A 14,558-nucleotide genomic window follows, 5' to 3' on the forward strand; every position below is an offset into this window, starting at 1 on the left:
GTCCCCGCCGTCCCCGCCGTCCCCGCCATCGGGCCGCCGGACACCGCCGGGCCCGCCCCCTCCCCCGTGTCCGCCGTGCCCGCTGCCTCGGCCCCGGTCGGGGGCAGCGCGGAGCGGCGGCGACGGCAGGTCTGGCGGGTCGCGGCGGTGGCCGCGGCGGTGGGGGCCGTGCTCGCGCTGGCCGGAGTGCCGCTGGGCGTCTATCCGAAGCTCGCCTGCGCGGTGTTCTCCCCCGGCTGCCCGGAGGAGCCGCTCCAGGAGCCGCGCGGCAGGCTGCCGCGGCTGACCCGGCTGACGCCCGTCCAGGCGGCGCTGAGCGGCACCTACGTCGCGCTCGGCGACTCCTACTCCTCCGGTGAAGGCGTCTACGCGCAGGACGCGACACCGGTCAACGACGGCGCCGACCGCTGCCACCGCTCCCGGGGCTCCTACGTGCCGCTGGTGGCCGGGGCCCATCCCTTCAGCGGCGGCAGCGCCTTCTACGCCTGCAGCGGCGCCACCACCCGCCAGCTCCTGTCCGGCCAGCACAGCCAGCCGCCGCAGATCACCCGTGTCGGCCCGTCGGCCAGCCTGGTGACGCTCAGCATCGGCGGCAACGACGCCGGGTTCACCGACGTCCTGACGGGCTGCATCGTCAAGCTGCCCTGGTCGTCGGCCTGCGTCGACCAGGACGCCGCGGTCGCCCGGCGCATCGCCGAGCTGCGGCCCAGCCTGTCCAGGGTGCTCGGCGAGCTGCGCGCACGCGCGCCGGGGGCCCGGGTGATCGTCCTGGGCTACCCCAGGCCGTTCCCCGCCTCGCCGGTCCGCACGGTCGACAACCTGAGCGTGGCCGACCAGCGCTGGCTCAACACCGTCGCCCGCAGGCTCAACGACACCGTCGGCGCCGTCACCGCCGAGTACGACCGGGGCCTGGCCGGCCTCGGCGCCGCCGGCAGCGTGGAGTACGTCGACGCCTACGAGGCGTTCACGGGCCACGAGGCCGGCACGCCGCAGCCGTACCTCAACAGCCTGGCCGTGGACATGGACCCGCTGACCGTCAACGCCCGCAGTTACCATCCCACCGGCGACGGCTACCGCCGCTTCGCCGAGCTGATCAACCGGCAGATCACCACCGGCCCCGGCCGCCCGTTGCACAACTTCCGGCTCACCGACGGCTGAGCCCCCGGGCGGCCGGCCCGCCGGGGCTCAGCGACGGGCGCGCTCCTCGGCCAGGTGGAGGCCCGCCTCGATGACCGCGTTCATGACGGCCGCCAGCCGCTCCTCACCCAGCTGCGGCGCCCGCGCCGCCATCCTGGCCACCAGCGCCCGCTCCCGCGCCAGATCCCGCCCGGCGAACCCGCCGACGGGCTTGAGCCGCTGCACGACGCCCGCCAGGGAGGCACGGCGCTCCAGGAGGGTGGCCAGCGCCGCGTCGACCCGGTCGATCGCCTCCCGGCACTCGGCCAGCGTGGCGGGCGACTCGGGCCGCAGCAGCGCACCGACCAGCGTCACGGCCTCCTCCGCGGCCCTCACGTCCGCCTCCGCGCCCCCCGGACCGCCGTCCTGGACGGATGCGCCGGAGCCGCCGGGCCCGGCCACCACGAGACCGTCGGCGCCCGCCGCCACGGCCGCCGCCGCCAGCCCCGGGTCGTGCGAGACGTCGGCCAGCACCGGACGCCCCGACGCGGCCCGCGCCGCCCGCAGCACCCCGAGGTCCAGCCGGCCTCCCTCGCACAGGACCACCTGCTCGTTGCCCTCGGCGGCGCAGTAGCCGGCCAGCCCCACCCATTCCTCCACCGACGCCGACGGCCGCCGCTCGACCACCACCGGCAGCCCGAGCCCGGCGGCGGCCCGCACCAGCGGGATGTCCCGCGTCCACGCGGACCCCACCACGACGGCGGCGGCCAGCGCCGCGATCGCCGGCAGGTCCGCCGCCGAGTACGGCTCCACCAGCGTGGCCCCCTCCCGCAGCGCCTCACGCGCGTCGAGCTGCCCCCGATGCGGGCGCAGGCTCACCCGCCCGCCGATCACCACGGCCGGGCCGTCACCCACGCGCAGCCCGCCTATCGTCACCATGTGCCGCTCCAAGGTCGATGTCATCTCGACTCCCCACTCGGGCCGGCCCAGCGAAGCCGGCAGGAAAACCAAAAAGGCAGAGACGGGGCGTCTCTGCCTTGTGCCGACTCCAGGTGGTCGCTAGCTGACGACCGGCCCTCCCGGAGCCGGCTCGGTAAAGGTGTAGCGACAAGTCATGTCTGAAACCTTACACCCGCCTCCACCTGCTGGACGTTCCTTCTCATATGCCGGACTGACCTTCTGGCGAGTCGCCGATGATCCCTCGCTATGGGAGTATTTCTTGGCCGAGAGGGAGGGTTTGAGGCCGTTGATGTCGGATCGCAAGCAGGACGGACGCCGCATCGCCGGCCGGTACGAGCTGCTGGAGCCCATCGGCAAGGGCGGCATGGGCATCGTCTGGCGAGCCCACGACGAGCTCCTCGACCGCACTGTCGCGGTCAAGGAGGTCCGCTACGCCGCCGCCTTGGGCGACGAGGTGCAGTTGCTCAACCGGCGCACGATGCGCGAGGCGCGGGCCGCGGCCAGGTTCGAGCACCCCAATGTGATCGTCGTCCACGACGTGATCGAGGAGGACGGCCGGCCCTGGATCGTCATGCAGCTGGTCCAGTCGCGCTCCCTGGGGGCGGTGATCAAGCAGGAGGGGCCGCTGTCGCCCGAGCGGGTGGCCGGGATCGGCATCGCCGTGCTCGACGCGCTGCACCGGGCGCACGAGGCCGGCGTGCTCCACCGCGACGTCAAGCCCGAGAACGTGCTGCTGGCCGACGACGGCAGGGTCGTGCTCACCGACTTCGGCATCGCCACGCTGGAGACCGAGACGCAGCTCACCGTGACGGGCCTGGCGGGTACGCCCGCGTTCATCGCGCCCGAGCGGCTCAAGGGGCTGCCGGCGCGCCGCGAGTCCGACCTGTGGTCGCTGGGCGCGACGCTCTACACGGCCGTCGAGGGCCGCTCGCCGCACGAGCGCGGCATGGCGCTGGCCACGATGCACGCCGTCCTGACCGACGAGCCCGACCCCGCGACGCACGCGGGCCCGCTGGCCGCGGTGATCAGCGGGCTGCTGGTCAAGGAGCCGGTGCAGCGCCTGTCGTACGAGGAGGCCGCGCGGATGTTGCGCGAGGCCGCCACCGCGTCGAGCGCGCCGGAGACCAGGCGCTTCCCCAGCCGGAAGCTGCGCGTCCCCCCTCCCGCGCCCGCCCCCGTCGAGGACGAGGACGAGGACGACACCCCGACCGACCCCGACCTGCCCATCCCCGCCCCCGTGCCCACGCCCAGGAGCAGGGCCACCGGCACGCCGCCGCCTCCCGAGACCGGCCGGCGTCCCACGGTCTCGACCAGGGACGCCGCGCCCACGGGCGAGCCGACGATGAGCGCCCGCCAGGAGGGCCGCAGGTACGGGCCGATCGCGCTGGCGGCCGGGGCCGTCGTGCTGGTCGCCGGGATCGGCGGCTACCTCGGGCTGAGCTCGGCCCCCGAGAACCAGTCGTCCAGCTCGCCGCAGGCCAGGCAGTCCGCCAAGGTCCACCACTCGCCCTCCGCGTCCGCCTCGGCCACCGAGCCGAAGCCCACGGCCACCGCCACCGTCGCGCCCACCGTCACGCCGTCCTCCTCGCCCTCGTCCACGCCGGACAAGACGGAGGAGTCCGACCCGCTGCCCAGCGGCTGGAAGATGTACAAGGACAAGCAGCTCGGCTTCTCCATCGGGCTGCCCAAGGGCTGGGACGTCTGGACCCGCGGCGGCCGGCAGGTCAAGTTCAAGGGCCCGGGCGGCGCCCCGAACGCCTACCTCATGATCGAGGAGGCGGCCAAGCCCGGCAAGGACCCGTACAAGGACTGGAAGAGGCAGGAGCCGTCGCTCAAGAACAACTTCGGCGGCTACAAGAAGCTCGGCATCAAGAAGGTCGACTACATGAAGGCCGCCGCCGACTGGGACTTCACCTGGAACACCGACACGGGCAAGACACGGGTGCGCGACCGGGGCTTCGTCACCGACAACGGCAGGGCGTACGCCATCTACTGGCACACCCTCAACAGCCACTGGAAGAAGGACTACCACTTCTTCGAGGGCTTCGCCGCGACCTTCAAACCCGCGAAGTAGGCTTCCCTGCGTGGAAAGGCAGGTCAGCAACCGGTATCGCCTCATCGAGCCCCTCGGCGAGGGCGGCATGGGGGTGGTCTGGCGTGCCTACGACGAGCTGCTCGACCGTACGGTGGCGATCAAGGAGGTCCGCTACACGGGCGTCGGTGACGCCCAGCGGGCCGACCTCAACCGCAGGACCATCAGGGAGGCCAGGGCGGCGGGCCGCCTCGACCACCCGTCGGTGATCGTCATCCACGACGTCGTCGAGGAGGACGGCCGGCCGTGGATCGTCATGCAGCTCGTCCGGTCCCGTTCCCTGGCCGAGGTGATCGGCGAGCGCGGCCCGCTCCCGGCGGCGCTGGTGGCGATGGTCGGCGGCCGGGTGCTCGACGCGCTGCGGGCCGCCCACGCCACCGGGGTGCTCCACCGTGACGTCAAACCCGAGAACGTGCTGCTGGCCGACGACGGCAGGGTCGTGCTCACCGACTTCGGCATCGCCGCCCTGGAGGCCGAGTCCGGGCTGACGGCGACCGGCGGGCTGGTGGGCACCCCGGCGTACATGCCGCCGGAGCGGCTCAACGGCGAGCCCGCCCGCCCCGAGTCCGACCTGTGGGCGCTGGGCGCCACCCTGTACGCGGCGGTGGAGGGGCGGCCGCCGTTCAAGCGCGACTCGTGGGCCGCGACGGTGGCGGCGGTGCTGCGCGACGAGCCCGAGCCGCCCGTGCGTTCGGCGGCGTTGCGGCCGGTCATCATGGGGCTGCTGCAGCGTGACCCGGCGGCCAGGATGCCCGCGGGAGAGGCCGCGCGCCTGCTCCACCAGGTGGCGACCGGGCAACCCCTGATGGCCGACCAGACCCCGATGTGGTCGACCCCCTTCGCGCCCCCGGCCCCCGCCCCGCACAACCCCCACACCACCCCGGACAACCCCCACGCCGCTCCGAGCGGCCCCCAGCCCATGCCGGGCGGCCCCTACCCCGCGCCGCAGGGCTCAAGGCCCGTCACCGATGACGGGCGCCCGCCGCACCGGACGGTCCCCGGAGCCCCGCGGCGGCGCGGCCGGGCGGCGTGGGTCGCGGTGCCGGCCGCGGTGGCCGTCCTGGCGCTCCTGGGCGGCGGCGGCGTGCTGCTCTACCAGCAGTTGTCGGGCCCCTCCACGCCCACCCCGACGATCGGCGCCCAGCCGCCCGCCACCGACGTCCCCACCCCCTCGACGCCGCCGTCGAAGGAACCGACGCCCACCCGCTCCGGTGACCCCACCGAGAAGCCGACGGACGAGCCCACCACCACAGCCCCGCACGTCCCCGCCGGCTGGCGCCCCCTCACCAGCGCCACCGGCCACTTCTCCATGGCCGTCCCCAAGACCTGGCAGGCCGCCAAGAACCCGACCAGGGACAGCATCCGCATCTCCGGCCCCGGCACCCCGGGCGTGCTGATCGTCGAGTGGACCGTCCCCGACATCCCCTGGAAGGACCCGGAGCAGCACTGGATCGGCCTGGAGAAGGAGATCAAGGCCAAGGGCGAGTTCGACCGCTACACCCGGATCGGCATCACCCCCACCGACTACCTCGGCCTGCGCGCCGCCGACTGGGAGTTCACCCGCATGCGCGAGGGCGAGCTCATCCACGTGATCAACCGCGGCTTCCACACCGCCGCCGGCCGCCCGTACGCCCTGTACTGGGAGACCCTCGACTCCCGCTGGGCCACCGACCGGCGCTGGTTCGACACCTTCGCCAAGACCTTCCGCCCGGAATGACGCCGGAGCACGACGGCGCGCGCGAACGGGCCCGGTTCTGGCGGCATCCGGCGGTCCCCGGGACCGACCTGCTCAAGGCCCGCTACGTCACCCATCGTTTCTCCCGGCACGTCCACGACGGGTACGCCATCGGGCTGATCGTGGCGGGCGTGGAGGAGTTCGACTACCGCGGCACGCTGCACCGGGCGGGCGCGGGCGAGCTGGTGCTGGTCAACCCGGACTCGGTGCACACCGGTCAGGCGGGCACGCCGGGCGGGTGGGCGTACCGGATGCTCTATCCGTCGGTGGAGGCGGTGGCCGGGATCGCGGCCGAGCTCGACGCGCCGCTCGCCACCCCGTACTTCCCCGAGCAGGTGGTGCGCGACCCGGAGATGGCGGCGCTGCTCGAACGGGCGCACCAGGCGGCCGAGCGCGGCGACGCGCTGGCCGCCTCCACGCTGTCGCGCACGCTGTTCGCCCGGCTGCTGACCAGGCACGCCGCCCCCAGGCCGGACGCGGCACCGCCGGGCGCCGGCCGGCAGGCGGTGCGCGAGGCCATGGCGCTGCTGCACGAGAGCCTGCTCGACCCGCCGACGCTGGAGGCGCTGGCGGAGGCGGTGGGGGTGCGGCCGTTCCCGCTGCTGCGCGCGTTCAAGGCCGTGACGGGCCTGCCGCCGCACGCCTACCTCACCTCGCTGCGCATCCGGCAGGCGCGCCGGCTGCTCCTGGCGGGGATACGCCCGGCGCAGGTGGCCGCGGACGTCGGCTTCACCGACCAGGCCCACCTGAACCGGCATTTCAAACGCGTCGTGGGCGTGCCGCCCGCCGCCTACCAACGGGCCGCAGGAACGTACAAGACCGGACATTTGCCCAGTTCATAAACTTTTCTTCATGGAACAGACAACTCGCCGGTCCGCCGCGGTGCGGGACGGCCTGGGTGTGGGGCTGGCCGTGGGGCTGTCCGGCCTCGCGTTCGGCGCGGCGGCGGTCACCGCCGGGCTCAGCGTGCCCCAGGCGTGCGTGCTGAGCCTGCTGGCCTTCACCGGGGCCTCCCAGTTCGCGCTGGCCGGGGCCATCGGCGCGGGCGGGGACCTGGTGGCGGCGTCGGCGGGCGCGCTGCTGCTCGGCGGCCGCAACACCCTCTACGGCCTGCGCCTGGCCGACCTGCTGAACGTCCGCGGCCCGCGCCGCCTGCTGGCCGCCCACGGCGTGATCGACGAGACCACGGCCGTCACGCTCGCCCAGCCGGACGAGCCGTCGGCGCGCACCGGATTCCTCACCACCTTCGCCAGCCTGTACGTCGCCTGGAATCTCACCACCCTCGCCGGCGCGGTCGGCACGTCCTTCCTGGGCGACCCGCGCGTCCTCGGGCTCGACGCCGTGGGCCCGGCCACGTTCCTGGCCATCCTGTGGCCGCGGCTGGCCGCCAGCGGGCGGCTGCGGGTGCTGGCCGTGGCCGGGGCCGCGGTCGCGCTGGCGGCCAGCCCGTTCTTCCCGCCCGGCGTGCCGGTGCTGCTGTCGGCGGTGGCGGTGCTGGTGGTGATGGTGCGATGACGGTGTGGTGGGCGGTCGTCGCGGTCGGCCTCGGCTGCTACGCGCTCAAGCTGGCCGGGCTGGCCGCGCCGCGCCGGGTGCTGGACCATCCGGCGGTGCGCAGGTTCGCCGAACTCGTGCCGGTGGCGCTGCTGGCGGCCCTGATCGCGGTGCAGATGTTCACCGAGGACGGCAGGCCCGCCTTCGACCCGGCGCGCACGGCCGGGCTGGCGGCGGCCGTGGTCGCCCTGCTGCTGCGGGCGCCGTTCCTCGTCATCCTGGCGGCGGCGGCCGTCGTCACCGCGCTTGCCCGGATGTTTCTCGGGTAGTCGGCGTGCATGTCCGATTCTGCGGGGATGGTCGGGGGCCGCTACCGGCTGCTCAGGACGATCGGCCAGGGCGGTATGGGAACCGTGTGGCAGGCCCACGACGAGGTGCTCGGCCGTGACGTGGCCGTCAAAGAGGTGCTCCCGCCTCCCGACCTGAGCGGCCCCGAACGCGAGGTGTTCGCCGTACGCACGTTCCGCGAGGCGCGGGCGGCCGGCCGGGTGGCGCACCCGGGGGTGGCGGCCGTCTACGACGTGCTGGAGGAAGGCGGGCATCCGTGGATCGTCATGCAGCTCGTGCACTCCCGCACCCTGGGCGAGATCATCCGTACCGACGGCCCGCTGCCGCCGGGCAAGGTCGCCGCCATCGGGATGCAACTGCTGGAGGCGCTGCGCGCCGCGCACGCGGCGGGCGTGCTGCACCGTGACGTCAAGCCCGACAACGTGCTGCTGACCGAGGACGGACGGGCGGTGCTCACCGACTTCGGCATCGCCACCACCGAGGACGAGGCCCCCGTCACCAGGACCGGCATCCTCATCGGCACCCCCGCCTTCATGGCCCCCGAACGGGCGGCCGGCGGCCAGGCCAGGCCCGCCTCGGACCTGTGGTCGCTGGGCGTGACGCTGTACATGGCGGTCGAGGGCCATTCCCCCTTCCACCGGGACAACGCGCTGGCCACGCTCGGCGCGGTCATGCACGCCGAGCCCGAACCGCTGGCCCGCGCGGGCGTGCTGGCCCCCGTGCTCCTCGGGCTGCTGCGCAAGAACCCCTCGCAACGCATGTCGCTGGAGGAGGCCGAGCAACGGCTGAGGCTGATCCTGACCGGCGGGCCACTGGAGCAGACCGGCCCGGTCCCGGTGCCCCCGATGGCCGTGCGCCGCCCCCGCAGGACGCCGATCCTGGCCGTCGCGGCGGGCGCGCTGCTGGTGGGCCTGGTCACCGGCGGCGCGGCGTGGTGGACGAAGCAGTCGGACCGGCCGGTGCAGGGCCGCGCCCCGACGATCCCGGCGCTCGTCACCCCACCCGTCAGCGACGCGCCCAAGGACACGCCGAAGACCACGCCGGAGGACACGCCGAAGGACACGGTCACCGGCTCGCAGCCGCCCCCCGCCACCTCGCATCCCGCGCGATCGGCCGATCCCTCGCCGCGCGGCGAACGGACCAGCGCCCCCGCGAAGAAGCCGACGCCCACCAGGTCCGCGACCGAGAAGGACGAGCAGCGGCAGAAGCAGGACGACGCCCCCTCCAGGTCCCCGGGCCAGATCGACCCGTCACAGGACGGCGAGGAGTAGCGCGGGTCCGCTCAGGAGTCGGCGGCGACGGCGTCGAGCGCCTTCTGCAGGTCCTCGGGGTAGTCGGTGCTGAAGGACATCCAGTCGCCGGTGGCCGGGTGCTCGAAGCCGAGCGCGACCGCGTGCAGCCACTGCCGGGTGACGCCCAGCCGGGCCGCGAGCGTGGGGTCGGCGCCGTAGAGCATGTCGCCGACGCAGGGGTGGCGCAGGGCCGACATGTGCACGCGGATCTGGTGCGTACGGCCGGTCTCCAGCTTGATGTCGAGCAGCGAGGCCGCCCGGAACGCCTCGATCGTGTCGTAGTGGGTGACCGACGGCTTGCCACCCGCGACGACGGCGAACTTGCCCTCGCCCGAGGGATGGCGGTCGATGGGCGCGTCGACGGTGCCCCTGAACGGGTCGGGGTGGCCCTGGACCAGCGCGTGGTAGCGCTTGTCGACCGTGCGCTCCTTGAAGGCCCGCTTCAGCGCCGAGTACGCGTGCTCGCTCTTGGCCACGACCATCGCGCCCGTGGTGTTGGCGTCGAGCCGGTGGACGATGCCCTGCCGCTCGGCCGCGCCGCTGGTGGCGATCGTGTGCCCGGCGCCGAGCAGGCCGCCGATCACGGTCGGGCCGGTCCAGCCGACGGTCGGGTGGGCGGCCACCCCGATCGGCTTGTTGACCACGATGATGTCGTCGTCCTCGTAGACGATCGTCATGCCCGGCACCGGCTCTGCCACCGGCATCGGCGTGGTGACCGGCGGCGGCAGCGTCACCTCCAGCCAGGCGCCGGCGTGCACGCGGTCGGACTTGGCCGGCTGCCCGCCGTCGACCTGCACCTCGCCGGCGGCGATCAGCTCGGCCGCGCGGGTACGGGAGAAGCCGAACAGCCGCGAGATGGCCGCGTCGACCCGCTCGCCCTCCAGCCCGTCGGGAACGGGCAGGCTGCGCCGCTCAGTCATCCTGGGCCTCCTTCCCGGTCGTGGTCTCCCTGGTGCCGTCGATCTGCACGTTGCGCCAGGCCAGCAGCACCGCCAGGATGCCGCCGCAGACGATCGCCGAGTCGGCGACGTTGAACACCGGGAAGTAGTCGATCACCGGGAAGTGACCGGGCAGCACCTCGATGAAGTCGACGACGTGCCCCTGCAGCTGCGACGACCGGCCGAACCCCGACGGGTAGCGCAGCAGCCTGTCGGTCAGGTTGCCGAGCGCCCCGCCGAGGAGCAGCCCGAGGGTGATCGCCCACGGCAGGCTGCGGAGCTTGCGCGCGGTGCGCACGATCGCCACCACCACGCCCGCCGCGATGAACGTGAACACGAACGTCATCCCCGTGCCGATGCTGAACGCGGCGCCCGAGTTGAAGATCACCCGGAACTGCAGGACGTCCTGGAGGACGACGAGGGGTGCCTTGCCTTCGAGCGTGCGCAACACGATCGTCTTGCTGATCAGGTCGGCCGCGTACACGACGACCGCCAGCGCGGTGAGGATCGCGAGGAGACGTCCGCGCGGTCTGCCTACCGGCGTTCCTCCTTCTGCTTGCAGGCCACGCACAGCGTCGCCCTCGGGAACGCCTGAAGGCGTTCCTTGCCGATCGGCTTGTGGCACGATTCGCACACTCCATAGGTCCCTGCGTCGATCCTGGCGATCGCACGTTCGTTCTGCGCGACCAGATCGCGCGCATTCAGGGTAAGGGCGATCTCGCGTTCGCGCTCGTACGTCTTGGCGCCGGCGTCCGCCTGGTCGTCGCCCGCGCCCTGGGTGACATCACCCGAGGCTATCTCCGACTCGTGGCGGAGGATGTCGGCCTCCAGCTCGTCGACCTCGGTCCGCAGCCTGCCGCGTACCTCGGCCAGCTCCTCTTCCGACCACATCGACGGTGTAGCGGTCTGCGTGACTGCCGCCATGGCTGCCTCCATGCTGATCAAGGCCGTGAATGGTGCGGGCAGCTTAGGATCCTCATAACGGAACGGCAAACGACCCGCCGGATGGTTTACCTCACCCGTACTATCCCGCCTCGCCCGTTCAACTCCTGCCCAGGCACGTCCATTCCCACAAATTTCCTCCCCGTGTACCAACGCGGTGTGCCGACGCGGCGGGCGTCCGGGGGCTCTGGAAGTCTTCGGCCCCACTCTGCGTTATGGTTTGAGACTGCAAGGCGTTGATGGGGCCCGCTGTGAGGGATATCACCCCGGAGCCGCCGGAAGAACGGCTCGGCAGAGCTCACTAGACCCGGCAGCAGGCGAATGAAGAGGGCCTCTCCCGAGGCCAAGAAGGGTGGTACCGCGGAGCCGCGAGGCTTCGTCCCTTCACGCAAGCCACAACCGGCCGCTGACGCGTGGAGGTCCTGCCCGACATGTCTTCCCCATCTTTCCGCTCTCTTCCCGCGCAGGTCGACCTGCCCGCGCTCGAGCGCGAGGTCCTCGACCGCTGGCGGGACGGGAAGATCTTCGAGCGGTCCGTCGAGCAGAACGCCGGCAACCCCTCCTGGGTCTTCTACGAGGGCCCGCCCACCGCCAACGGCCTGCCCGGCGTGCACCACGTCGAGGCCCGGGTGTTCAAGGACCTGTTCCCGCGCTACAAGTCGATGCGCGGCTTCAGCGTCCCGCGCAAGGCCGGCTGGGACTGCCACGGCCTGCCCGTCGAGGTCGGCATCGAGCGTGAGCTGGGCCTGACCGGCAAGAAGGACATCGAGGAATACGGCATCGCCGAGTTCAACGCCAAGTGCCGCGAGTCGGTGCTGCGGCACGTCGACGCGTTCGAGCAGATGACCGAGCGCATGGGCTACTGGATCGACCTGTCCCAGGCGTACCGGACGATGGACCCGTCCTACATCGAGTCGGTGTGGTGGTCACTCAAGACCGTCTTCGACAAGGGGCTGCTGTTCCGCGACTTCCGCATCACGCCGTACTGCCCGCGCTGCGGCACCGGCCTGTCCGACCACGAGCTGGGCCAGCCCGGCGGCTACGAGAACGTCTCCAGCCCGTCGGTCTACGTGCGCATGCCCGTCACGTCCGGGCCGCTGGCCGAGCTGGGCGCCGCGCTGCTCATCTGGACGACCACGCCCTGGACGCTGGTGTCCAACACGGCCGTCGCCGTGCACCCCGACGTCACCTACGTCGCGGCCAGGACCGCCGACGGCGAGGTGCTCGTGGTGGCCGAGCCGCTGCTGTCCGTCCTCGGCGAGGACGTCACCGAGGTGGCCCGCTGCACCGGCCGCGAGCTGGAGCGCACCCGCTACAGCCGCCCCTTCGACCTGGTCGACATCCCCGGCGCCCACTACGTCGTGCTCGGCGACTACGTCACCGTCGAGGACGGCACCGGCCTGGTCCACCAGGCCCCCGCCTTCGGCGCCGACGACATGGCCGTCATCAAGCGGTACGACATGCCCATCGTCAACCCGATCGGCCCCGACGGCCGCTTCCTCGACGACGTGCCCATGGTCGGCGGCCGCTTCTTCAAGGACGCCGACGAGGAGCTCACCGAGGACCTGCGCCGGCGCGGCCTGCTGTTCCGCGGCAGCCACTTCGAGCACTCCTACCCCCACTGCTGGCGCTGCCACACCGCGCTGCTGTACTACGCGCTGCCGTCCTGGTACATCCGCACCACCGCGGTCAAGGACCAGATGTTGTCGGAGAACGCCGGCACCAACTGGTTCCCCGAGACCATCAAGTGGGGCCGGTTCGGCGAGTGGCTGCGCAACAACGTCGACTGGTCGCTGTCGCGCTCGCGCTACTGGGGCACGCCGCTGCCGCTGTGGGTGTGCTCGGAGGACGAGAGCCACGTCACGTGCGTCGGCTCGCTCGAAGAGCTGGGCACCCTGGCCGGCCAGGACGTCTCCGCGCTCGACCCCCATCGCCCGTACGTCGACGACGTGACCTTCGACTGCCCCTCCTGCGGCGCGCCGGCCACCCGCGTGCCCGACGTCATCGACGCCTGGTACGACTCGGGCTCGATGCCGTTCGCGCAGTGGGGCGCGCGCGGCAAGCCCGAGGGCGTCTACCCCGCGCAGTTCATCTGCGAGGCCACCGACCAGACCCGCGGCTGGTTCTACTCGCTGATGGCGGTCGGCACGCTGGTCTTCGGCCAGTCCTCCTACGAGAACGTGCTCTGCCTCGGCCTCATCCTGGCCGAGGACGGCCGCAAGATGAGCAAGCACCTGGGCAACATCCTGGAGCCGATCCCGCTGATGGACCAGCACGGCGCCGACGCCCTGCGCTGGTTCATGGCCTGCTCCGGATCGCCGTGGTCGGCCCGCCGGGTGGGGCACAACACCCTGGAGGAGATCGTCCGCAAGGTCCTGCTGACCCTGTGGAACACCTCCTCCTTCTTCACCCTGTACGCCAACGCCGAGTCCTGGACGCCGGCCGAGCCGGCTCCCCCGGCCGCCGAGCGTCCGCTGCTGGACCGCTGGGTGCTGGCCGAGCTGCACCGGACGGTCGCCGAGGTCACCGCGTCCCTGGACGAGTACGACACCCAGCGCGCCGGCCGCCGCCTGGCCGACTTCCTCGACGACCTGTCCAACTGGTACGTCCGCCGCTCCCGCCGCCGCTTCTGGCAGGGCTCGCGCGACGCGTTCGCCACCCTGTACGAGTGCCTGGAGACGGTCACCCGGCTGATGGCGCCGATCACGCCGTTCGTCACCGACTACCTCTGGGACGTGCTGCGCGCGCCCGGCGCGCCCTCCTCCGTCCACCTGGCCTCCTGGCCGCAGGTGCGCGAGGACCTGCTCAACCCGGCGCTGTCGGACCAGATGGCGCTGGTCCGCCGCCTGGTCGAGCTGGGCCGCTCGGCCCGTGCCTCCTCCGGTGTGAAGACGCGGCAGCCGCTGCGCCGGGCGCTGGTGGGCGCGCACGGGTGGCCGTCGCTGCCCGCCGAGCTGCGCGGGCTGGTGGCGGACGAGCTGAACGTCCAGGCTCTTGAGGACATGTCCGGATTCGACTCCGATCTCGTGTCGTACACGGTGAAGCCGAACTTCCGGGCGCTCGGCAAGCGGTTCGGGTCGCGTACCAAGCTGGTGGCCGCCGCGGTGACCGCCGCCGACGCCACCCGCGTGGCCCGTACGCTGCGTGGCGGCACCCCCGTCATGATCGAGGCGGACGAGCTCGGCGAGATCATGCTCGGCCCCGACGAGGTGATCGTCACCGAGCAGCCGCGCGCGGGCTGGGCCGTGGAGAGCGGCGCCATCGGCACCGGCACCGGCGAGACCGTCGCCCTCGACCTGGAGCTGTCCGACGAGCTGCGCCGCGCGGGCCTGCTGCGCGAGGTGATCCGCCTGGTCCAGGAGGCCCGCAAGTCCTCCGGCCTGTCAATCACCGACCGCATCGACCTGTGGTGGACCGCCTCCTCCCCCGACCTGGCCGCCGCCCTGCGCGCCGACGGCGGGACGGTCGCCGACGAGGTGCTGGCCACGTCCCTCACCGAGGGGCCCCGGGAAGACCTCCCGGCCCACCACGACGAGGACCTGGGCCTGACCTTCCACCTCCGCCGCGCCTGACACCGCGCCGCCCTGGGCCCCCGCTCCGACGCGGGGGCCCTCCGGGCCTCCCCCTGAAACGGCGACAAT

The 14,558-nt window shown here is 73.0% G+C and carries 12 protein-coding genes; 8 read left to right on the top strand and 4 right to left on the bottom strand.

Features of this window, described 5'->3' with window-relative positions:
• The first annotated feature begins 75 nt into the window (after nt 1-75).
• On the top strand, nt 76-1,158 hold the full coding sequence (locus ACWCSU_RS11465) for an SGNH/GDSL hydrolase family protein (RefSeq protein WP_449934920.1): 1,083 nt from the start codon (nt 76-78) through the stop codon (nt 1,156-1,158).
• Nucleotides 1,159-1,185: 27 nt separating this feature from the next.
• Here the strand turns inward: ACWCSU_RS11465 and ACWCSU_RS11470 are convergent, their stop codons facing one another.
• Nucleotides 1,186-2,079: a chorismate mutase gene (locus ACWCSU_RS11470; protein WP_449934921.1), complete on the bottom strand. Its 894-nt coding sequence runs from the start codon at nt 2,077-2,079 to the stop codon at nt 1,186-1,188.
• Nucleotides 2,080-2,365: 286 nt separating this feature from the next.
• Here ACWCSU_RS11470 and ACWCSU_RS11475 point away from each other — a divergent pair, with 286 nt between their 5' ends.
• The 6 genes from ACWCSU_RS11475 to ACWCSU_RS11500 are packed head-to-tail and all read left to right on the top strand — an operon-like array spanning nt 2,366 to nt 9,016.
• Complete coding sequence (locus ACWCSU_RS11475) at nt 2,366-4,150, top strand: serine/threonine-protein kinase (RefSeq protein ID WP_449934922.1); 1,785 nt, start codon at nt 2,366-2,368, stop codon at nt 4,148-4,150.
• Nucleotides 4,151-4,160: 10 nt separating this feature from the next.
• Nucleotides 4,161-5,885, top strand: coding sequence for a protein kinase domain-containing protein (locus ACWCSU_RS11480; RefSeq protein WP_449934923.1), 1,725 nt, complete (start codon nt 4,161-4,163; stop codon nt 5,883-5,885).
• Nucleotides 5,882-6,745: an AraC family transcriptional regulator gene (locus ACWCSU_RS11485; protein WP_357705401.1), complete on the top strand. Its 864-nt coding sequence runs from the start codon at nt 5,882-5,884 to the stop codon at nt 6,743-6,745. The genes ACWCSU_RS11480 and ACWCSU_RS11485 overlap by 4 nt, the downstream gene beginning before the upstream one ends.
• Before the next feature lie 10 nt (nt 6,746-6,755).
• Nucleotides 6,756-7,418, top strand: a complete 663-nt coding sequence (locus tag ACWCSU_RS11490) for an AzlC family ABC transporter permease (protein ID WP_357705400.1) — start codon at nt 6,756-6,758, stop codon at nt 7,416-7,418.
• Complete coding sequence (locus ACWCSU_RS11495; protein WP_357705399.1) at nt 7,415-7,726, top strand: AzlD domain-containing protein; 312 nt, start codon at nt 7,415-7,417, stop codon at nt 7,724-7,726. Before ACWCSU_RS11490 ends, ACWCSU_RS11495 begins: the two co-directional genes overlap by 4 nt.
• 9 nt (nt 7,727-7,735) lie before the next feature.
• Nucleotides 7,736-9,016, top strand: a complete 1,281-nt coding sequence (locus tag ACWCSU_RS11500) for a protein kinase domain-containing protein (RefSeq protein ID WP_449934924.1) — start codon at nt 7,736-7,738, stop codon at nt 9,014-9,016.
• Nucleotides 9,017-9,027: 11 nt separating this feature from the next.
• Here ACWCSU_RS11500 and ACWCSU_RS11505 read toward each other — a convergent pair whose 3' ends face one another.
• Genes ACWCSU_RS11505 through ACWCSU_RS11515 form a run of 3 tightly spaced genes read right to left on the bottom strand, consistent with a single transcriptional unit; the run spans nt 9,028 to nt 10,899 of the window.
• Nucleotides 9,028-9,957, bottom strand: a complete 930-nt coding sequence (locus ACWCSU_RS11505) for an RluA family pseudouridine synthase (protein ID WP_357705397.1) — start codon at nt 9,955-9,957, stop codon at nt 9,028-9,030.
• Entirely contained in the window at nt 9,950-10,546 is a 597-nt protein-coding gene (gene lspA / locus ACWCSU_RS11510) for a signal peptidase II (RefSeq protein WP_397039032.1), read from the bottom strand. Before lspA ends, ACWCSU_RS11505 begins: the two co-directional genes overlap by 8 nt.
• Nucleotides 10,510-10,899, bottom strand: a complete 390-nt coding sequence (locus ACWCSU_RS11515; protein WP_449935102.1) for a TraR/DksA family transcriptional regulator — start codon at nt 10,897-10,899, stop codon at nt 10,510-10,512. Before ACWCSU_RS11515 ends, lspA begins: the two co-directional genes overlap by 37 nt.
• 449 nt (nt 10,900-11,348) lie before the next feature.
• On the opposite strand from ACWCSU_RS11515, the gene ileS reads away from it, so the two are divergent.
• A complete protein-coding gene (gene ileS, locus ACWCSU_RS11520; protein WP_449934925.1) occupies nt 11,349-14,489 on the top strand; it encodes an isoleucine--tRNA ligase in 3,141 nt (1,046 codons plus the stop codon).
• Nucleotides 14,490-14,558 lie beyond the last annotated feature (69 nt).

This window comes from Nonomuraea sp. NPDC001699 (assembly GCF_053596455.1).